Raw genomic sequence first — 20,504 nt, forward strand, 5'->3', positions numbered from 1 at the left:
AGTATAGGGTAAATGGTTGGGTACTAAAAATGTGAGCAGATATGAGATGGAGTGAGACAGTATAAGACACTATTTCATTCTAAGTGTCTGAATTTTATTTGTTTTGGATACAAAAAAGGCCACCCGAAGGTGGCCTTTCCCAAACGTTTGGTGGAGCTGGCGGGAGTTGAACCCGCGTCCGAAAACCATCCATCTTTGGCGCTACATGCTTAGTCGATCTTTAATTTCGCTACCCACCTGCGAACCGACACGCGAATGAATAACTAACCTGAATTAGATCTCACGCTTCATCTCTCAGGTGGGAGAATCCACGCCAGCTTGATTGGGTTTGACCTTCCTGATTCCCCGTCCTACAAGCGGAGGCTAGGGAGGAAGGGCTCTGAGCAGGTTATTAAGCTGCTAGTGCGTAGTTTTCGTCGTTTGCGACTATTTTTTTGCGGTTTGTTAACGAGGCCTACCGCACCTCGGCATGCTCCTCAGACTGCAGTATTCCCGTCGAATCCTGAATCAGCCCCAGAGTTGAAGACGCATAGTACCAGAATTGTGATTGCTGTCCAGTGTTGGTGTGTTAACTGGTTAAGTTTAATTCGTTTTTCTGCTGTATCAGTCAGATTAATTGCTTTTGCACCCGCCAGGCAAGCTCCTAAACTTAATTTGTACCTATCGTATCCGGCGTTGCGGATATTGGGGGGGAAAGGAGAGGGTTTTATGAAATCATCTGATTGTATATGTTGTTATCAATCTCCTGATGGATGGGAGTGCGATCAGGAAGCCGGTGAGTCAGGTTTGTGCTACTGGCATGATCCAAATATTAATAAAAGCAAAGATAACGTGAAAGAGAAAGTGGAGGCCTGGGCAGCATCAGGCCGGCCTTTAGATGGATTTCAGTTGGCAAGAACAAAACTTCGTGACATTAATTTAGTCAATCATGGCAGTAAGGACGGGTTTAAGTGCCGGGATGCCGATTTCTATCGTGCAGACCTGAGTGAAGCGCACTGTTTCGGGCTCGATTTACGTGGGTCTTCATTAATGAAATCGAAGCTGATGGACGCAAACCTTCATTGTGCCAAAATTGAAAACTGCAACTTGCTTGGCGCGGATTTAACCCGTGCAAAACTTGAGAATGTGGACTGGGGACGTTATCTGAAACAGGAAAAGGCGGCGTTCGAGAGCATGAAACAGAAGGACAGAAGCCGAACGGCCAGCTTGCTTCAGGAAGCTGAAGAAGTTTGCCGGAATATCCGCAAGCAGTGTGAAAAACAGGGGTTGTTTGAAAAAGCCGGGCTGTTTTTTAAGAAAGAGATGCGTTTGCGACGGTATCAAATGCCTTGTCTGAGCCTGAAGCGGTTCATTTCAAAGATTGTTGATTTGTTTTGTGGTTACGGTGAGGAACCATTGCGGGTGGTGTTTTTCTCTATCTTTATGATTCTTAGTTGCGCGGTGATTTACTTCGTGTTGGATACTACTTCTGACAGCCCGTTATATGCCGGGACAGAAGGGTGGTTGTTTTATCTGTTAGAGTTTATGAATGCCATCTATTTTAGTGTGGTGACTTTTACGACTTTGGGCTATGGAGATATCTCTCCGGTTGGGGTTGCCCGTTTTGTTGCCGCAGGTGAAGCCTTTATCGGCAGCTTTATGATGGCGTTGTTTGTGGTGGTTTTTGTGAAGAAAATGACCCGCTAATTTCTGGATTTCAGACAAAACAATACACCAGAATCAGAAACTGACACTGGTGTATTGATAAGAACCAATTGACGGGTGATAAAAGCGGGTTAACGTAGTCCGCTTTTCATCACACGTGACTTTTCGCGCTGCCAGTCGCGTTCTTTCACATCAGCCCGCTTATCATGGAGCTTTTTACCTTTCGCAACGCCAATTTTCAGCTTTGCCCATGAACGGGACCAATACAGTGACAGTGCTGTCAGCGTCATGCCTTCACGGTTCACCCGGCCAAACAGATTGTCCAGTTCCCGGCGTGACATCAGTAATTTTCTGACGCGTGTCGGGTCAGCGACAACATGTGTTGAAGCCTGTTGCAGTGGGGTGATAGACATGCCGGAAATATACGCTTCTCCGTCACGCAAAAAGACATAACTCTCTGCAATGTTTGCTTTTCCCTGGCGAAGTGCTTTCACTTCCCAGCCCTGTAGAGCCAGACCTGCTTCAATTTCATCTTCGATGAAATATTCATGTCTTGCTCTTTTATTCAGAGCAATCGTGTTGCTCCCTGATTTTGTGTTTGATTTTTTCTTAGCCATAGTGGGCGTATTATACGGATTGGTTTTTACTTAGGAAATCCTTTTATTTGCGTTAGACCGGAATAAAAGTAAAATTAACCCCAATCAATTCAATAGCTGGCATGTCATGTCCGCAGATTGAGCACAGGAGCTTCAATGAAACAAGTAAGTCGCTCAGCTTTAGTCTCTTTCAGTGCTGAGCAGATGTTTAATTTAGTCAATGATGTCACACGTTATCCGGAGTTTTTGCCCGGTTGTTCTGGTGCGAAAGTGATAGAAGCGACCGAAGAATCAATGGTGGCTTCAGTCGATGTTGCAAAAGCGGGTATCCGTAAAACTTTTACGACATCCAATCAAATGAGATATGGCGAGTTTATTTTGCTGGATTTAGTCGAAGGTCCGTTTAAAACGTTACGGGGTGCGTGGCATTTTACACCATTAGATGAGTTGGCCTGTAAAGTTGAGCTGAAACTTGAGTTCGAATTTTCCAGCAAGATGATTGAAATGGCTTTTGGCCGTATTTTTCATGAATTAACCAATAATATGGTGAATGCATTCACGCATCGGGCAAAGCAGGTGTATGTATGACAGAAGCAGCACCGGGAATGATTCATGTTGAGGTTGTTTATGCGCTGCCACATAAGCAATGGGTGATTGCTCTTGTTGTCGATCAGACAACAACGGTTGAAGAGATTATTCGTCAGTCAGGTATTTTGGCAGCCTGTCCTGAAATTGATTTAGGCAAAAATAAAGTGGGTGTGTTCAGCAGAAATGTGAAACTGGATGCGACGGTCCGTGATCAGGACCGAATCGAGATTTATCGCCCGCTCATCGCTGATCCGAAAGAAATACGCCGCAAACGTGCTGAACAGGCAAAAGCATCGGGACATGCTGACCCCGTGACTGGTGGTAAACCAAACCAGCTCAGAAAGCGCTAATACGAATCATATTCAATTCTTAAGGCGTGTTTGTCTTTCATCGCTGTTCCTGCAGGAGGCTATGGAAGATAAACATGCCCTGTGGTCTTGGTATAACAATTTGTATTGAAACAGTCACAGATAAAAAAGTCCGTATAGACGGACTTTTTGCAGGTTGTTTAAATTGAAGTCAGGCCCGGAGAATCAGTGCAGCCCTTCAAAGAAATTATCACCATTTGAAAAATCGCCCGCAATTTTTATTAAGCCGCCATCTTTATCAAAATCGACAATCAGGTTTTTCTGAACGGGATCCTGATGACCTGTGACATGGTGATAAATGTAATACCATGTATCCGGATAACCACTTTCAACCAGCATCGGTGAACCGAGAACATAACGAACCTGTTCTTTCGTCATACCAAACTTCAGACGGTTGACAGCTTGCTGTTCGACATAATTTCCCTGATTAATATCAATCCGGTAAACAAGCATATCGGAGATGGATGAACAACCGGCTAATAATGAAACTGCCAGCGGTAAAGTCAAAAGGCTCTTTTTAAAATGCATAGGTTGCTAACTTATAAACTTATCTATATTTCAACAGGAGTGATAATAACAAGCTCAGGGCAGAAGTAAAAGAATCTCTGCGGTCTGAGCTTATTGTGACTGCGATTTTTAAGTTTGGTTGCACTTATCTCAAAAGATGTCTTTGTTTATGTGCGCCAGCTAACGAATTTCTCTGTTTATGACTATCTGTCCGTAATAACCTATCTATCCGTAATACGTAATCATTATCTATCCGTAACACGTAATCACTATCTGTTCACAAAAAATAGCTGGCGGGTAAGTTCAGGCTGCAATCAGAAGTTCTTTTGCATTGGCCAGCGTGGTTTCTGTAATCTGGCTGCCGCCGAGCAAACGGGCAAGTTCTTCGATACGCTGATGATGGTCGAGCGTCATCATCTGTGTTTCTGTCTTCCCGGCTTTACTCTGTTTGGCAACGAATAGCTGCTGATGACCACATCCGGCGACTTGTGGCAGGTGAGTCACACAAAGTACCTGGGTGGATTGCCCTAACTGGCGCAGCATTTTGCCGACAACAGCTGCCGTTGGTCCGCTGATACCTACATCGACTTCATCAAAAATCAGGCTCGGTGTTTCTACTTTTTGAGCCGTGATGACCTGAATTGCGAGTGAGATCCGGGAAAGTTCACCACCTGATGCAACTTTTGATATCGGCTGAAGTGGCTGGCCGGGGTTGGTGGAAACTTCAAATGTCACATGATCAAAACCAAGTGGTGATGGATGGTTTTCATCATAGCTGACCTCAATATGAAAACGGGCTTTTTCCATACTGAGTTCATGCATACTTTGGCTGATAAGTTTATCCAGCTCTTTTGCATACCGGCTGCGTGACTGATGAAGCTTTTCTGCCTGAGCAGCAAACAATTGGTATTGCTGACTGACGGCTGTTTCAATTTCCTGAAGCCTTTCATCAGAGCAGTCAAGCTGCTCGCGTTGCTGCAACAGTTCCTGATGATGCAGATAAAGCGCTTCCGGAGAGACATGATGTTTCCGCGCCAGTGACATGACTTTGGAGTAACGTTCTTCTATGTAAGCAAGTTGGGCTGGATCTACATCTATATTGTCCAGGTATTGCCGGAGCTCACTGTTCATCTCTTCCAGCTGAATCATCGCTTCTGCCAGCATTGCGGGAAGCTGTGTCAGCTTTTCATCCAGCTCTGAGAGCTGGATTAAATTGTGGTTGACACTTTGCAGCAGACTGACAGCGTTAGCTTCATCGCTCTCATACAAACAATCTATTGCCTGCTGGCAGTGTGTCACGAGTTCGCCGCTGTTGGTTAAACGTTTGTGCTCCAGTTCCAGCTCTGTAAATTCTTCTTCACCCAGCGCCAGCTCATCCAGTTCTTTGATTTGATAATCGAGCAGTTGTAACTGAGCCTGGTTCTGCTGTGTATTTGCTTTTAACTGCTCCAGCTCATTTTTAGCCTGACGCCAGTTCTGATACGTTGTCCGGGTCTTTTTCAGACGGTCATGATGCCCGGCGTACTGGTCCAGCATCATCAGTTGGTGTTCATTTTTCATCAGGTGCTGATGGGCGTGTTGACCGTGGATGTTGATGAGATACTGACCCAGAGTTTTCAGCTGGGACACAGGCACCGGGTTGCCGTTAATAAAAGCGCGGGAGCGACCTTCTTTAGTGACAGTCCGCCGGAGAATACATTCGTTGTTGTCCAGCAGGTCATTATCTTCCAGCCAGCGGGTTGCATGAATATTGTTATCGAGAATGAAAGCCGCACTGACATCAGCTTTATCTTCTCCGGGACGGACCATCCCGGCTTCTGCACGGCCACCAAGACATAATCCAAGCGCATCGATTGCGATCGATTTACCAGCGCCTGTTTCACCGGTGATGGTCGTCATCCCCTGAGACAGTTCCAGTTGTAACGATTTAACAATAGCAAAGTTATTTACACTTAAATGAGCCAGCATCTTCACACCTGTATATTTTACCAATACTGTATAAAGAGACAGTATATACTGTTTCTTTATACAGTAAAGTGATGTGGTGTATTAATTTTAATCAATGCAGTGGCTATTGTTCAGAACAGCTTACTGGACCAGCCGAGTTTTTTACGTAATACATGGTAATAATTATAGTTTTCCGGATGGATCAGATGCAGTGTCTGTGGGCTTCTGAATATATGGACTTCATCGCCGGGAGAGACCGGCAAAGAGACCTGACCATCACAGCTGATTTCCTGTGTTCCCCGGTTATCCGGAGACACCTGAAGTTTGATATGGCTGTGACTGTCTACAACCAAAGGTCTTGCTGACAAAGTATGCGGGAACATAGGAACCAGTGAAATTGCACTCAGGCCGGGAGACATAATCGGTCCGCCGCCAGACAATGAATAAGCCGTTGAGCCGGTTGGCGTTGAGACGATCAGGCCGTCTGAGCGTTGAGAGAAAGCCAGCAAGTTATCGATATGAACTTCGAATTCAATCATGTGTGCAATCTTGCCGGGATGAAGGACTGCTTCATTCAGGGCTGAATTTCTGCTTTTTACCTGTCCGTGGCGGTGAATTTCAGTTTCAAGTAAAAAGCGATGTTCTTCGATATATTTTCCTTCTAACACTTCGAGCAGCCGGTCATGAAAATCATCCGGGCTGAGGTCGGTCAGGAATCCGAGATTGCCCCGGTTCACACCAATGACCCTGATATCGAACCTCGATAAAACGCGGGCTGCGCCCAGCATATTTCCATCGCCGCCGACCACGATGGCCAGATCGGCCTGTTCGCCGAGTTTGACCAGCGGCCTGAAACAAGGTTGCGGAATATCGGCGAGAATTGACTGAAGTCGATCGTCAATGAAAACTGAATATCCCAGCTCTGTCAGCCACTGATACAGCTCGCGGTGTGTCTGAATTGCAACCTGATCACGGGGTTTACCAACGATAGCAATCACATTGAACGATTTTTTCATAATGTTTCCATACGAATTAGGCTTGAATCGGAAATCTTCATCCCCATAATAAAGGCAAGTTATACTTTTGTACGAATTTTTAATGTATTGAATGTGTATGCATCAATACAGGATCATGAAACTCTGGAGATATCATGAGCAACGAAGAGAATAAAGTCAAAGAAGAAGATTTGCAGCAGGAGTCGGTAGCGCAGGATCAGACCGAGGCTGAAGTCGTCGGTGGTGAAGCTGATATCGAGTGGAACGAGAGCGAAGCACCAGAGGCTGAAGAGCAGGAATCTAAAATCGCTCAGCTTGAAGCCGCGCTTCTTGCCAGTGAAACGAAAGTCAAAGAGCAACAGGATGCGGTTCTGCGTTCAAAAGCAGAAGTTGAAAACATGCGTCGCCGCACTGAGCAGGAAATTGACAAAGCACGTAAATATGCATTGGGTCGTTTCGCTGAAGAGTTGTTACCGGTGGTTGATAATCTGGAGCGTGCAATTCAGGCTGCAGATGCTGAGCATGAAGTGGTCAAACCACTGCTTGAGGGGATTGAGCTGACTTACAAGACTTTTGTGGACACAATTGGGAAATTTGGGCTGAAGCCGATTAATCCGGAAGGCGAACAGTTTAACCCTGAACTGCATCAGGCGATGTCTATTCAGGAAAGTGCCGACCACGAACCAAACACTGTCATGTTTGTGATGCAAAAAGGCTATGAGTTGAATGGCCGGGTGATTCGTCCGGCGATGGTGATGGTTTCCAAGTAGCACGGTTTTCAGGCAGCTATTGTTTTCAGGCAGACATAGTTTTCAGGTAGACATGGCTTCAAGGTAAACATAGTTTTCAGGTAAACATAGTTTCAAGGTAAACATAGTTTCAAGGTAAACATAGCTTCTGAGTCGTGTGACCAGACTGCATTTATTGATAAAAAGCCTCAGCTCATGATGAACTGAGGCTTTTTTGTCTGTCATTGTTTTAATCCAACGAATTACGGTTTTAAGCCGACTGTTTTAAGCCATGACCGCTTTAAACCATGACCGCAGTGCGGTTCTTTCGCCATTCGTAAATGACCCAGCACAGAATCACACCCATACTGATAATTCTGTATGGATTGGCGAGCAGCAAGGTTGCGACTGCCAGCGCCAGAAAGAATAATTGCTGAATTTTTGACAGTCGGTTGAACAGGTAGCCTTCGATACCTCCGGCAAAAGCAACAATTAACGCGATACAGGCGAGGATCGATTCAATGAAGGCAAACACAGATTCCTGCTGCGTCCAGATTAATCCTGAAAAAGCCATCATGGCCGGAATTAAAAAGAACCCCTGAGCCAGTTTAAATGCCTGAACCGCTGAGCGCATCGGAGAAGCATTGGCAATACCAGCTCCTGCAAAGGCTGCCAGTGCAATCGGTGGGGTAACATTTGAAGTCTGGGACAGCCAGAAGACAATCATATGTGCGGTTAGCATCGGTATGCCCAAGTCCATCAGTGCGGGCACAGCCATCACAGATAAGACAATATAAGCAGCGGTCACGGGCAGTCCCATGCCAAGAATGACAGCAGCAATGGCAATAAACAGAAGTGCTGACCACAGATGACCACCGGAGAGCGAGGTCAGGAACTGGGTAAATTGCAGGCCGATGCCAGTTTGACCAACAACACCGACAACAATACCAGCCGTGGCACAGGCGATCGAAATTGGCAGCGCCAGAATGGCACCTTCCCGCATTCCCTCAATAACCTGACTGAACTGAATACGGGAGTTTTTTCCCGCCATGGCAGCTATCAGAACGGCCACACACCCGGCAATACCGACGAGAATCGGGGAATAGCTCATAATCAGCAGGATAGTGATCAACACCAGAGGTAACAGGAAGTGCCAGCCTTGCCTGATGATTTTACCGATTTTTTCTGTTTCGCTCATTCCCTGCAGGTTGAGCTTGCAGGCCATCAGGTGGACATATAAGAGTGTACAGCCGAAGTACAGAATTGCCGGGGCAATCGACACCAGAATAATTTCGCTGTATGGAATACCGGTGAACTGAGCCATTACAAAGGCACCGGCTCCCATCACGGGTGGCATGATTTGCCCGCCTGTCGAGGCGGCGGCTTCAATCCCGGCTGCCTGTTCAGCCCGGTAGCCGAGTTTTTTCATCATTGGGATGGTCAGGGAACCCGTCGTGACTGTGTTGGCAATTGCGGAGCCAGAAATCGACCCCAGAGCTGCGGAAGCCAGCACACTGGCTTTCGCCGGACCACCTCTGGATTTGCCTGCAATTGCAAACGCACTGTCGATAAAGAACTGTCCTGCTCCGGTGACCTGTAAAAAAGCCCCGAAAAGCACAAAGATAAAAACGACACCAGCGGCAATTGCCAAAGGTGCGCCAAAGACACCATTGGTGGAATAGATATGGAAACGCACCATTTCTTCCAGCGAAAAGCCTTTACTGGCGATTGAGCCCGGCAAGGCATCACCAAACAGGGCATAAGCCAGAAAAATCACCGCCACAGCCACCATCACCATGCCGACACAGCGCCGGGTTGCTTCAAGCAGCAGTACCATCATCAATACACCAGCAATTTGATCGGGTATTTGCAGCCCGTCAAGCAGGAAGCTGATGTCGTCGTAATCGAACGTGATAATCTGGCTGGCAGCCCAGCAGGTGGCGCAGACCAGTAAAATATCAATCCCTCTGGCAATAAAATACCTGAGTGGCGGATGACCGGGTCTTGCCAGCGGGAAAGCCAGAAAAATCAGTACCAGTACCCAGCTCAGATGGGCCGGACGGAATAGGGTGGCGGAGAGACTGGCAGTAATACCCTGCCAGATCTGAAAAATGGTCAGCATTACAGCAATCGTACTCACAATGTATGTGAGCAGGTTTGCCATTTTCTCCTGAGCTGAAGTGATTTGAGTCATAAGAAGTATTCTCTCTTCATTGAAAAACGGAGCAACTCACGGCAACACCTGATTGGGTATTGCCGCAGTTGTCGATTGTATGAATCTCCAAAGGGGAGAGATGAACGCTTACTGGTGATGTTCTTTGTAGTATTGTTGTGCGCCGGGATGAAGCGGAACGCCGCTGAGACGGGTCATATTGTCAATGGTCATAAACTTAGCGACGCCAATAGCCTGACGAATTTTATCGATATTTTCGAAGGCAATTTTGGTGAGTTGATAAGCCAGTTTTTTATCCATGGCTTTATTCACAACCAGCACGTTCCAGACTGCCGGTGCAGTAAATGCCGGTACATTTTTATAGCTGTCCTGAGGCGCTTTTAATGGCTGGTAGGATGGGTTTGCTGCCTGAATTTTTTTCAGATCCTGATCAGAGAAAGATAAAATCCGGATATTGCGGGTGAGTGCCAGCTCGGTGATAGCACCGACTCCCAGACTACCGACAATCACACCCGCATCAATCTGGCCATTCGCAATTGCGCTGGTGGTGGCAGTGTAGTTCAGTGATTGTGAACGGATATCGCTTTCTGAAATACCCAGTGCATTGAGAATATTGACTGAACTGACCCGGGTACCGGATCCCGGGGCACCTAAAGAAACTTTCTTTCCTTTTAAGTCTTCAATGGTGTGGATGTCCGAATCAGCCGGAACAATAAACTGAACCACATTCGGATAAAGTGCAAACAGAACTTCTGTTGGCATTTGACGCGGGAAAGGCTTATTGCCGTCCCAGGCTTTTTGCGCCACATTCCCCATGGCAATGCCCACAAGTTGTTTTTTTGTGGCAACCTTGATGATGTTTTCGACAGAAGCGGCGGTAACCTCTGCCCGCATATTGAAATCCGGAATGTTGTCACTCCAGATTTTTGCCAGTGTGCCGCCCAGCGGGTAATAAGTACCACTCTGGCTTCCTGTGCCAATGGTATAATTGGCTGCAACTGCCGGGATTGCCATACCCAGCCCCAGTATGAAAAATATTTTTTTTACGGCCTTGTACATAAGATACTCCCTGGTTCCTTGATGATCATTCACCGCTCTGAGATGACCCGGTCTGTGCGTGTATTCACACCACTGAATGAAACGATTTCCGGAGGTGTGGAGCAGGTTACCCTGTGTTTCAGTCGTTTGGTTACCGGGTTGAACAGTGAATGAGTTAAGTTTTAACTCTATGATTTATATGGTTTATTTTTGTGAGGAGATTCATTATAGTCGCTGTAGCCGTAAATGACCAGCATTAGAAAGTTTCGAAAAGATGTGAATTGACAATATGAGATCTGGTTAAAAAACATGCGCGAAAAATGACAGAGATTCATTGAATAACGATTTTTTTTATTTTTTCCCTTGAAAAGGTTTTTTCCGCCCTTATCTATGGGGCATAGAGAAAGCAACTTCGCTTTTAGTAGCAGAACAGGTTGAAATCCTGTTCTTTGTCCCCATATTTCGGGATATTGCAAAACGACAACAGAATTTATTCGGAGATAGCCTGATGGGTAAAATCATTGGTATTGACTTAGGTACTACAAACTCTTGTGTTGCTGTACTGGATGGTGATGCACCGCGCGTTATTGAAAACGCTGAAGGTGAACGTACAACGCCTTCTGTAATTGCGTATACAGACGGTGAAACACTGGTTGGACAACCTGCAAAACGTCAAGCGGTCACCAACCCTGAAAATACGCTATTTGCAATTAAGCGTCTTATTGGTCGTCGTTTTGAGGACGAAGAAGTTCAGCGTGATATTTCAATCATGCCTTACAAAATTACGAAAGCCGATAACGGTGATGCGTGGGTTGAAGTCAGAGGTGACAAGCTGGCTGCACCGCAGGTTTCTGCTGAAGTTCTTAAGAAAATGAAGAAGACAGCAGAAGACTTTTTAGGTGAAGAAGTAACAGGTGCCGTGATTACTGTTCCTGCTTATTTCAACGACGCACAACGTCAGGCAACAAAAGATGCTGGCCGAATTGCAGGCCTTGAAGTTAAACGTATCATCAACGAACCAACAGCAGCAGCTCTGGCTTACGGTCTGGACAAAAACGGCGGTGACCGTGTGATTGCTGTTTATGACCTTGGTGGTGGTACATTCGATATCTCAATCATCGAAATTGATGATGTAGACGGTGAAAAAACGTTCGAGGTACTGGCAACTAATGGTGATACGCACTTAGGTGGTGAGGACTTCGATAACCGGATGATCAATTATCTGGTAGATGAGTTTAATAAAGAACAGGGCATTAACCTGAAAAATGACCCGCTTGCGATGCAGCGTCTGAAAGAAGCAGCAGAGAAAGCGAAAATTGAACTCTCTTCTGCGCAGCAGACTGACGTCAATCTGCCATATATTACGGCCGATGCGACTGGTCCTAAGCACATGAACATTAAAGTGACCCGTGCAAAACTGGAATCATTGGTAGAAGATCTGGTTCAGCGTTCACTGGAGCCAATGAAAGTGGCACTGGCTGATTCGGATTTGTCGATCAACGATGTGACTGATGTCATTCTGGTTGGTGGTCAGACACGTATGCCAATGGTTCAGCAAAAAGTGGCTGAGTTCTTTGGTAAAGAAGCACGTAAAGACGTGAACCCTGATGAAGCTGTTGCTGTTGGTGCTGCGGTTCAGGGTGGTGTTCTTGCTGGTGATGTGAAAGACGTACTGCTGTTAGACGTTACACCACTGTCTCTTGGTATTGAAACCATGGGTGGTGTGATGACCAAACTGATTGAGAAAAACACAACGATTCCAACCAAAGCGAATCAGGTTTTCTCAACTGCTGAAGATAATCAGAATGCGGTCACGATTCACGTACTGCAGGGTGAACGTAAACAAGCGACTTATAACAAGTCTCTGGGTCAGTTCAACCTTGAAGGTATTCAGCCAGCACCACGTGGCATGCCGCAAATTGAAGTCACATTTGACCTTGATGCTGATGGTATTCTGCATGTTTCTGCAAAAGATAAGCAGACAGGCAAAGAACAGAACATCACAATTCAGGCTTCTGGTGGTCTGAGTGATGAAGACATCGAAAAAATGGTTCAGGAAGCGGAAGCAAACAAAGAAGCGGATAAGAAGTTTGAAGAATTAGCTTCTGCCCGTAACCAGGCTGACCAGATGGTTCACGCGACGCGTAAACAAGTCGAAGAAGCTGGTGATGCACTTCCTGCGGATGAAAAAGAGAAAATTGAAGCGGCAATCAGTGAAGTTGAAACTGCGAAGCGCGGTGAAGACAAAGCAGAAATTGATGCAAAAATTCAGGCGTTGATGACAGCTTCTCAAAAACTGATGGAAATTGCACAGCAAAAAGCTCAGGCACAACAGGCTGCTGCAGGTGGCGAAGAACAGCCACAATCTGCTGATGATGACGTCGTTGATGCTGAGTTTGAAGAAGTGAACGATGAGAAAAAATAATCGGTGAACCCATAGTTCACGGATAATTTTCAGACCTTTTTCTGGGATGATGCGGGCGTTTGGGGGGACTCTGACGCCCGTATGTTTGTAACTTATTTGTCGATTTAGGTCATGTTTTATCGGGTTGGTTCAAGATAGCAACTGATGTGGAATATGAGCTATATCGATACATCCTTCAGACGGCAGATAAGTCGTTTGTTGTAATAATTGGTGACAAAGAGCATGTCAAAACGTGATTTTTACGAAGTGTTGGGCGTGAGCCGTGATGCTTCAGAGCGCGATGTAAAAAAAGCCTACAAGCGTCTGGCGATGAAGTACCATCCGGATCGGAATCCGGACGATGATAGTGCAGCCGAAAAGTTCAAAGAAGTAAAAGAAGCGTATGAGGTGTTAACTGATCCTCAGAAAAAAGCAGCTTATGACCAGTACGGCCACGCAGCGTTCGAACAGGGCGGTGGCGGTGGCGGCTTTGGTGGTGGCAGCGCCGACTTTGGCGATATTTTTGGTGATGTGTTTGGTGATATCTTTGGTGGTGGCCGTCGTGGTGGCGGACAGGCCAGAGCACAGCGCGGTGCCGATCTTCGTTACAACATGGAACTGACACTGGAAGAAGCGGTGCGTGGCTGCTCGCGGGAAATCGAAGTCCCGACTCTGGTTCATTGTGATAGCTGTAACGGAACCGGAGCGAGGAAAGGCACATCTGCTGAAACCTGTTCAACCTGTCATGGACATGGTCAGGTTCAGATGCGTCAGGGCTTCTTTGCGGTACAGCAAACCTGCCCGACCTGTCATGGTAAAGGTAAAATCATCAAAGACCCTTGTCGTGAATGTCATGGTCAGGGACGGAAGCAGAAGAGTAAAACCCTCAATGTGAAGATCCCGGCTGGTGTGGATACCGGTGATCGTATTCGCTTGTCTGGAGAAGGTGAAGCCGGAGAAATGGGCGCACCAGCAGGTGATTTATACGTTCAGGTTCATGTGAAAGAACACCATATCTTCGAACGGGAAGGTAATAATCTTTATTGTGAAGTACCGGTTAGCTTTAGTATGGCTGCTCTGGGCGGTGAAGTGGAAGTCCCGACGCTGGACGGTCGGGTGAATCTTAAAGTTCCTGAAGAAACCCAAACTGGCAGAATGTTCCGGATGCGCGGAAAAGGCGTGAAAGGTGTCCGGGGTGGTGGTATCGGTGACTTGATTGTCAGACTGGTTGTGGAAACTCCTGTGAATCTGAGCGCTCATCAGAAAGAGTTGTTACGTGAATTTGAAGATTCCTGTGGTGGCGAAGCCGCAAGTAAACACAAGCCGAAGTCTGAAGGCTTTTTCAGCGGTGTGAAGAAATTCTTCGATGATTTAACCAGTTAGACGACACAGTTTATTCCATAAGACACTGTTTATTCCATAAAATGACCAGAAAGATCTGCTCCGGCAGATCTTTTTTTATGCTTGTCTCATTTTTACCGGCAGGAAACGCCGGTAAATTCTGGTGTCTGTTTTAAGAGCCTCGCACAATCTCATACTTTCTTCATTCTTTTTTGAATTCACACCACTTTACAATACTCCCGGATAAGCAAGGAGTATGTTATGAACAAGACATCGGTATCATGTGGCTTTTCTTTGCTGGAAGTCATGCTGACGATCATATTATTCAGTGTGCTGCTTGCGATTGCGGTGCCACAGTATCATATCCGGATCATGACAGAAGAGATAAAGAATGCAGCCAGTGAAACAGAAGGGATTATTTTACATGCGAAATCTTTAGCACTCTCTGCCGGCGAACCGCTATGGCTGGATATTCTCAGGACAGAAACAGCTGATCAATCCCCCCGGTGGCGTGTGATTCTGCATCATAACCGGCATTTTTTACCACAGGATGTTATTCAGGAAGTGTCCGGGGACTTTTATCCGGATGTTGTGTTAAGTTCCGGGTTAATCACACCACAAATCAGAATTGATCATTTGACAGGCCGGCCTGAGGCCAATGGTTCTCTTCAGCTTTTTCTGCGTCGGTCCCCGGAAAAAATAGTGAAAATATTGATTTCATATGGTGCTGGCCGGGTGCGGACTTGTAGTGCCGGGGAGGCTTATTATGGTTTTCCTGCGTGTTAAACCCCACACCGGAATGACATTACCTGAAATGATTGTGACTCTTTTTCTCAGTAGTCTGCTGATTTTATCACTGGCTCAAATTGTATCGACTCAGCTGGTGAATACGCAGCGTTTGAACCGGCGGATTTATCTGCAGCGCCAGTTGCTGACCGTGATTCAGATGATCCGCAATGATATGCGGCGGGCCGGATACAACATGAATACTGGCCACAGTGCTGTATTTCGGCAGGGAAACCATGTGATTTCACTCTCTTTAAGCGCTGATCAGATGGGGTATGTGTACCGGCTTTCCCCGGCTGGGCCGGGACAATTCAGGCAAGTCGTATTTAAGTTATCTGAATCAGAGCATGTTGCGCGGCTGTTGCTATGCGAGAAGTCTGCTGCAATCCCCCTGACAATGGCTGAAGCTGCACAGTCTGACCGGCAGTCTCCCTGCTTCTCTGTTTTTGACTCTGAGCAGATCCGGGTTGATGAATTCCATGTTTCAACAACGCAGACGGTACGCGGGAAAACAACTTCCCGGCAGGTTTCTGTGGTGCTGGGAGTCTCCTTAATCGATATGCCATCAATGCATGAATCAGTGCATTTTTCGCTGACAGAGAGGAACGCATTGTGAAAGAAACGATGATTCACGGGACAGTGCCGGTGAAAGCGGCTGGTTTTGTGACCTTACTGGTTGTGATAGCAATGATGACAATAGCTGTGGCGCTGATCCGGCAGCCTTATCTGCGGATTCAGCAGCAGAGTGCGGAGGTGAGTCATGAAATTCACCGCGCTCAGTCTTTCTGGCGAGCTGAAGGTGTTCTGGAATGCTTATGGTGGCAGGTAGTCAAATATCATGGATTGATCACTGATCGTCAATCATGCCTTGAAACCGGAGAAACTTTGACAATATCAGGTCAGCGTGTCCGTTCAATCCGGGTACAGAATCAGGACGTGACACTTGAGCAACAATACCGGCTGCCACTGCCCACATCTGTTGGTGTCATGAAAACATCGGCCAGGCTGATACTGACACAGCCAGCGCGGTTTATGCCGGATCCCGGAGAAAAAGTAACAGACAATCTCTGGTCGTGTGTGGTCCTGCGCTACAGGCTGAGTTTTCAGGCGCCTTCTGTGACAACCTATCACCCCAGTTCACTGGCACAAAAACCTTACCGTGATTTTCCTGACTCAGGCGGGCAGCTTTGTCAGGAAAGTCACCGGACTCTGGCTATGAATGCTTCAAATACCCGGCTGGATTTTCTGCATGATCCGGCCATCGCGCCTTTCCGGGATTTATTTGGTCTGCCGCGGACCGAATGGCGCAAGGTTGCACAGAAGAGCCATCATCTCCCTGTAGCGTATCCGGCTGTCTGGTATGCTCACTGTGCCCGGCAGATAATACATGAGATTCAGCAGGGACATTTGATTGTCTGGGTTGAAGGCGGATGCATCTTATCAGACGAAGATATCTTTCTGATCAATCAGGCTATCCGGATGAAGTTTGCTGAAGATGGCATTATTCTGGTTGTCCGTGACGGGGCTATCGGGGTGAGTAGTGACCGGAGTTTTCGCGGCGCAGTCATTCAGCTGCTGACGCCATCTCATCAGTCTGAGAAGTTCTCAGGATGGACGGTCAGTCCGCTATATCAAGCGTTGTTGCCGGTGATATCCCGATATGATATTCCGATTGATCAACTCAGTTATTTTCAATCCGGTCGTTTTTTCCCGTTGGGAGGTCTGTATCTGGCAACACCGGGCCGGTATGCAGTGATCAATGGTGCGCTGGATACCCGTTATGATCGTGATTTGATTCTCAGGGCCTCAGATCTTATCAAACCCGTCGCCTGGGTACCAGGGAGCTGGTATGTGGAATAAGCGGTTCGGGTTCGGAGTGATTGAGGTTATGGTGGCTTTGTTGATCACCAGTGTTGGTATTATCGGTATTTTTCAGGTTCAGCAACTGATTATTTTTCAGGAAGAGGAAATCAGCCACATGACCGAAGCTCTGACGCTCGCCCGGACACGCCTGGCGGAAATTTATGCAGCCCGGTCACCAACCAGAATGGATCACAATGAAATACAGAATCACCTGTATCAGGTCACTGTCTCCGAACAACAGGTTGAGCATATGGATGGTCTCTGGCTGGTGCTTGTCACCGTTTCTTGGGATGATCTGCGTGGGGGTACACATCAACTGAGTCTTTCAAGCCAGATTGTGCATTGACCTTTCGTGTGTATTTTTGCCGCAATTCGTACCCGAAAGATCAACACGCTCTGGTGAGTGCAGGATCAGCAATCAGAAAATAAATATTTTGCGTGAAATTCAATATGCTGGTCAATAAAGCTCTGAATAAAGTAATAGCTGTGATCGTAACCGGGATGACTCCGGTAGTTAAAATCAGTGTGCTGTTTATTGATAACGGCCAGTAAATCCTGAGGTCTGAGCTGCTCTTCAAGGAAGGGATCGGCTTCGCCCTGATCAATCAGTACCGGGAGCGTACAGGTTCGGGTTTTGAATAATTCAACCGTATCATACTCTTGCCACAGGCCCCGGTTTTCACCGAGATAAGCACGAAATGCTTTTTGTCCCCACGGGCACGCCCCCGGATGACATATCGGGCTGAATGCAGAAATTGAACGATAGCTGTCACTGTGTTTTATGCCGATGGTCATTGCACCATGTCCGCCCATACTATGGCCTGAGATTGAACGGACAGATGTGACCGGGAAATGAGTTTCTATGAGTTCAGGGAGCTCTTTTACAACATAGGAATACATCGAATAGTGTTGATCCCACGGCAGGCGAATCGCATCCAGATAAAATCCGGCACCCAGTCCCAAATCATATCCGCCTTCCGGATCATCAGGGACACTTTCACCCCGTGGGCTGGTGTCTGGTGCAACGATCGCAATGCCACACTCTGCCGCTTTTTTAAATGCACCGGCTTTTTGCATAAAATTTTCATCGCTGCAGGTCAGGCCGGAAAGCCAGTACAATACCGGGACCGGGTTTTGCTCTGATGCACCGGGTGGTAAAAAAATCGCAAAACGCATCGTACAGTTCAGCGTTGTGGATACGTGGGTATATTGTTTATGCCATCCGCCAAAAACCTTTGACTGGCTGACTTGTTCTAACATTGTCACTCCTTGTGTCCTGCTGCCTGTTGAGGCAACAGAACAAACTAAACGCATAAAAAGTTTCTGGTGTGAGAAACCCGGACTGTTATTGATTCACTTCAAAATGAATGACAGAACGAATACTTTCGCCTGCATGCATTAAATCGAAAGCGTCGTTGATCTTATCCAGTGGCATTGTGTGGGTGATGAACTCCTGAAGACCGAATTCTCCCGCCAGATATTGTTCAACAATTCCGGGAAGCTGGGAGCGTCCCTTCACGCCGCCAAACGCACTGCCGCGCCATACACGTCCGGTGACCAGTTGGAACGGACGGGTCGAGATTTCCTGCCCGGCACCGGCGACACCGATGATGACTGATTCTCCCCAGCCTTTATGGCAACATTCCAGCGCTGAACGCATGACATTGACGTTACCAATACATTCAAAGGAGAAGTCCACGCCACCATCTGTCATCTCAACAATCACATCCTGAATCGGTTTATCGTAATGCTGAGGATTGATACATTCGGTCGCACCCAGTTGTTTCGCCAAATCAAATTTACTCTCATTGATATCAATCCCGATGATCCGGCTGGCACCCACCATACGTGCACCGATGATGGCTGAAAGTCCGATACCGCCAAGTCCGAAAATGGCGACAGTGTCTCCTTTCTGAACTTTTGCCGTATTCATAACCGCGCCCATTCCCGTTGTAACACCGCAGCCCAGCAGACAAACTTCTTCCAGAGGCGCAGCCGGGTTGACTTTAGCCAGTGATATTTCCGGCAGTACCGTGTATTCAGAAAATGTTGAGCATCCCATGTAGTGAAAAATGGGTTGGCCATCTTTATAGAAGCGGGTTGTACCATCCGGCATCAATCCTTTACCTTGTGTCTCGCGAACAGCCTGGCACAAGTTCGTTTTTCCGGATTTACAGAATTTGCACTCTCCGCATTCAGCGGTATAAAGCGGAATGACATGATCACCAACAGCAACACTGGTGACGCCTTCACCGACCATTTCAACGATCCCCCCGCCTTCGTGTCCCAGAATTGAAGGGAATACACCTTCCGGATCTTCTCCGGACAGGGTAAATGCATCGGTATGGCAAACGCCTGATGCAACAATTTTAACCAGAACTTCTCCGGCTTTAGGCAGCATCACATCCACTTCTTCAATTGAAAGTGGCTGTTTTGGCCCCCATGCAACGGCTGCACGGGATTTAATGAATTCAGGCTCAGACATTGTAGCTTCCTCAGTTTATTTTTTTACAGCGTAGAAATGAGTATAGTTCTTTTCTTATATTTGATAATGGCGTAAAAAAGATAATAACTTTTACAATTTGGTAATAATGACAATGGCAAACTGGGAAGGTGTCGCTGAGTTTATTGCAGTGGCTGAAGCTGAAAGTTTTACGTTGGCAGCGACAAGACTGTCAACATCGGTGGCGAATATCAGCCGCAGAGTGGCTGCGCTGGAATCTCGGCTGGCTGTCAGGTTGCTGTTACGAACCACCCGGCAGGTATCGCTGACAGAAGCGGGGCAACTGTACTATCAGCAGTGTAAGCCATTGCTGGAGGGGCTGGAGCAGGCCGAAATGAATGTGACAAGTATGCAGCAAAACCCGGCAGGACGTCTTCGGGTGACAGTGCCGGTCACTTATGGCGAAAGAATCATTGCTCCGATCATGCAGGATTTTCTGGAACAATATCCGCAGCTTGAACTTGAACTGAATCTGACCAATCAACGGCTGGATTTGATTGAGCAGGGGATTGATCTGGCGATCAGGCTGGGGGTTTTAGCTGATTCCAGCCTGAAAGCCCGGAAATTATGTTCCCGGAAGCTCTATGTCTGTGCCAGCCCGGTCTATCTGGAAAAGTATGGTGCGCCCCACACTCTCAAAGAGCTGTCAGGGCATCAGTGTCTGCTTGGTACCAATGATTACTGGCGGTTTAAAGAGAATCATACAATCAGGTCGCCGGGGATTCACGGGACTTTACGTTGTAACAGTGGGGTCGTATTGCTGAGTGCAGCACTTCGGGGAATGGGACTGATCCAGTTGCCGGATTATTATGTATCATCTGCTTTGGCATCTGGTGAGCTGATTGAAGTGTTAAGCCGTTACCGGGATGATCGTGAAGGGGTTTGGGCACTTTATCCGCAGAATCGCTTTTTATCACCGAAAGTCCGGTTGTTGATTGATTACTTATATCGTTGTTTATCCCCGGGTGACCTCAAGATGCATGTTCAGGTTGATTGAGTATAATGGTGACTGGATCACGAAGA

The 20,504-nt window shown here is 47.0% G+C and carries 19 protein-coding genes and 1 other RNA gene; 11 read left to right on the forward strand and 9 right to left on the reverse strand.

The genetic code is table 11. The annotated features are described in order from the left end of the window. Nucleotides 1–148: 148 nt before the first annotated feature. Nucleotides 149–515: a transfer-messenger RNA gene (ssrA, locus tag OCV29_RS05700) on the reverse strand. 193 nt (nt 516–708) lie between these two features. Between ssrA and OCV29_RS05705 the strand changes: the two genes are divergently transcribed. After that, nucleotides 709–1,686, forward strand: a complete 978-nt coding sequence (locus tag OCV29_RS05705; protein WP_073603905.1) for an ion channel — start codon at nt 709–711, stop codon at nt 1,684–1,686. Nucleotides 1,687–1,775: 89 nt separating this feature from the next. Here OCV29_RS05705 and smpB read toward each other — a convergent pair whose 3' ends face one another. Beyond that, nucleotides 1,776–2,261 carry an SsrA-binding protein SmpB gene (gene smpB, locus OCV29_RS05710; protein WP_073603904.1) on the reverse strand — a complete coding sequence of 162 codons (486 nt, stop codon included), beginning with the start codon at nt 2,259–2,261 and terminating at the stop codon, nt 1,776–1,778. A 135-nt stretch (nt 2,262–2,396) separates the two neighbouring features. Here smpB and OCV29_RS05715 point away from each other — a divergent pair, with 135 nt between their 5' ends. Continuing rightward, on the forward strand, nt 2,397–2,828 hold the full coding sequence (locus OCV29_RS05715; protein ID WP_073603903.1) for an SRPBCC family protein: 432 nt from the start codon (nt 2,397–2,399) through the stop codon (nt 2,826–2,828). Continuing rightward, nucleotides 2,825–3,178, forward strand: coding sequence for an RnfH family protein (locus OCV29_RS05720; protein WP_245796846.1), 354 nt, complete (start codon nt 2,825–2,827; stop codon nt 3,176–3,178). The genes OCV29_RS05715 and OCV29_RS05720 overlap by 4 nt, the downstream gene beginning before the upstream one ends. Nucleotides 3,179–3,361: 183 nt before the next feature. Here OCV29_RS05720 and bamE read toward each other — a convergent pair whose 3' ends face one another. The 3 genes from bamE to nadK all read right to left on the reverse strand — a co-directional run bounded on the left by bamE (nt 3,362) and on the right by nadK (nt 6,666). Then, complete coding sequence (gene bamE, locus OCV29_RS05725) at nt 3,362–3,724, reverse strand: outer membrane protein assembly factor BamE (RefSeq protein WP_073603902.1); 363 nt, start codon at nt 3,722–3,724, stop codon at nt 3,362–3,364. A 282-nt stretch (nt 3,725–4,006) separates the two neighbouring features. Beyond that, the gene (recN, locus tag OCV29_RS05730; RefSeq protein WP_073603901.1) at nt 4,007–5,671 is read right to left on the reverse strand and encodes a DNA repair protein RecN; all 1,665 of its coding nucleotides are present in this window, start codon (nt 5,669–5,671) and stop codon (nt 4,007–4,009) included. A 110-nt stretch (nt 5,672–5,781) separates the two neighbouring features. Next, nucleotides 5,782–6,666, reverse strand: coding sequence for an NAD(+) kinase (gene nadK / locus OCV29_RS05735; protein WP_073603900.1), 885 nt, complete (start codon nt 6,664–6,666; stop codon nt 5,782–5,784). Between the two features lie 134 nt (nt 6,667–6,800). Here nadK and grpE point away from each other — a divergent pair, with 134 nt between their 5' ends. After that, the gene (gene grpE, locus OCV29_RS05740) at nt 6,801–7,415 is read left to right on the forward strand and encodes a nucleotide exchange factor GrpE (RefSeq protein WP_073603899.1); all 615 of its coding nucleotides are present in this window, start codon (nt 6,801–6,803) and stop codon (nt 7,413–7,415) included. A gap of 259 nt (nt 7,416–7,674) precedes the next feature. On the opposite strand, the gene OCV29_RS05745 is transcribed toward grpE, so the two are convergent. Next, entirely contained in the window at nt 7,675–9,567 is a 1,893-nt protein-coding gene (locus OCV29_RS05745; protein WP_073603898.1) for a TRAP transporter permease, read from the reverse strand. Nucleotides 9,568–9,675: 108 nt separating this feature from the next. Next, nucleotides 9,676–10,605: a TAXI family TRAP transporter solute-binding subunit gene (locus OCV29_RS05750; protein WP_073603897.1), complete on the reverse strand. Its 930-nt coding sequence runs from the start codon at nt 10,603–10,605 to the stop codon at nt 9,676–9,678. A gap of 487 nt (nt 10,606–11,092) precedes the next feature. Here OCV29_RS05750 and dnaK point away from each other — a divergent pair, with 487 nt between their 5' ends. From dnaK to OCV29_RS05780, 6 genes are all read left to right on the forward strand, one after another. Continuing rightward, nucleotides 11,093–13,009 (forward strand): molecular chaperone DnaK, encoded by a 1,917-nt coding sequence (dnaK, locus tag OCV29_RS05755; RefSeq protein ID WP_073603896.1) that lies wholly within the window; start codon nt 11,093–11,095, stop codon nt 13,007–13,009. A gap of 222 nt (nt 13,010–13,231) precedes the next feature. Further along, nucleotides 13,232–14,371, forward strand: a complete 1,140-nt coding sequence (dnaJ, locus tag OCV29_RS05760; protein ID WP_073603895.1) for a molecular chaperone DnaJ — start codon at nt 13,232–13,234, stop codon at nt 14,369–14,371. A 219-nt stretch (nt 14,372–14,590) separates the two neighbouring features. Then, a complete protein-coding gene (locus tag OCV29_RS05765; RefSeq protein WP_073603894.1) occupies nt 14,591–15,115 on the forward strand; it encodes a pilus assembly FimT family protein in 525 nt (174 codons plus the stop codon). Further along, nucleotides 15,096–15,731, forward strand: coding sequence for a prepilin-type N-terminal cleavage/methylation domain-containing protein (locus OCV29_RS05770; RefSeq protein WP_073603893.1), 636 nt, complete (start codon nt 15,096–15,098; stop codon nt 15,729–15,731). Before OCV29_RS05765 ends, OCV29_RS05770 begins: the two co-directional genes overlap by 20 nt. Next, entirely contained in the window at nt 15,728–16,975 is a 1,248-nt protein-coding gene (locus OCV29_RS05775; RefSeq protein ID WP_073603892.1) for a hypothetical protein, read from the forward strand. The genes OCV29_RS05770 and OCV29_RS05775 overlap by 4 nt, the downstream gene beginning before the upstream one ends. Beyond that, nucleotides 16,965–17,324, forward strand: coding sequence for a type IV pilus modification PilV family protein (locus OCV29_RS05780; protein ID WP_073603891.1), 360 nt, complete (start codon nt 16,965–16,967; stop codon nt 17,322–17,324). Before OCV29_RS05775 ends, OCV29_RS05780 begins: the two co-directional genes overlap by 11 nt. Before the next feature lie 65 nt (nt 17,325–17,389). Here the strand turns inward: OCV29_RS05780 and fghA are convergent, their stop codons facing one another. Beyond that, nucleotides 17,390–18,238: an S-formylglutathione hydrolase gene (fghA, locus tag OCV29_RS05785; protein ID WP_073603890.1), complete on the reverse strand. Its 849-nt coding sequence runs from the start codon at nt 18,236–18,238 to the stop codon at nt 17,390–17,392. An 85-nt stretch (nt 18,239–18,323) separates the two neighbouring features. After that, nucleotides 18,324–19,463, reverse strand: coding sequence for an S-(hydroxymethyl)glutathione dehydrogenase/class III alcohol dehydrogenase (locus OCV29_RS05790; RefSeq protein WP_073603889.1), 1,140 nt, complete (start codon nt 19,461–19,463; stop codon nt 18,324–18,326). Between the two features lie 112 nt (nt 19,464–19,575). Between OCV29_RS05790 and OCV29_RS05795 the strand changes: the two genes are divergently transcribed. Continuing rightward, nucleotides 19,576–20,478, forward strand: coding sequence for a LysR family transcriptional regulator (locus tag OCV29_RS05795; protein WP_073603917.1), 903 nt, complete (start codon nt 19,576–19,578; stop codon nt 20,476–20,478). The last annotated feature ends 26 nt before the right edge of the window (nt 20,479–20,504 follow it).

Source organism: Vibrio aerogenes (assembly GCF_024346755.1).
Taxonomy (GTDB): Bacteria; Pseudomonadota; Gammaproteobacteria; order Enterobacterales; family Vibrionaceae; genus Vibrio; species Vibrio aerogenes.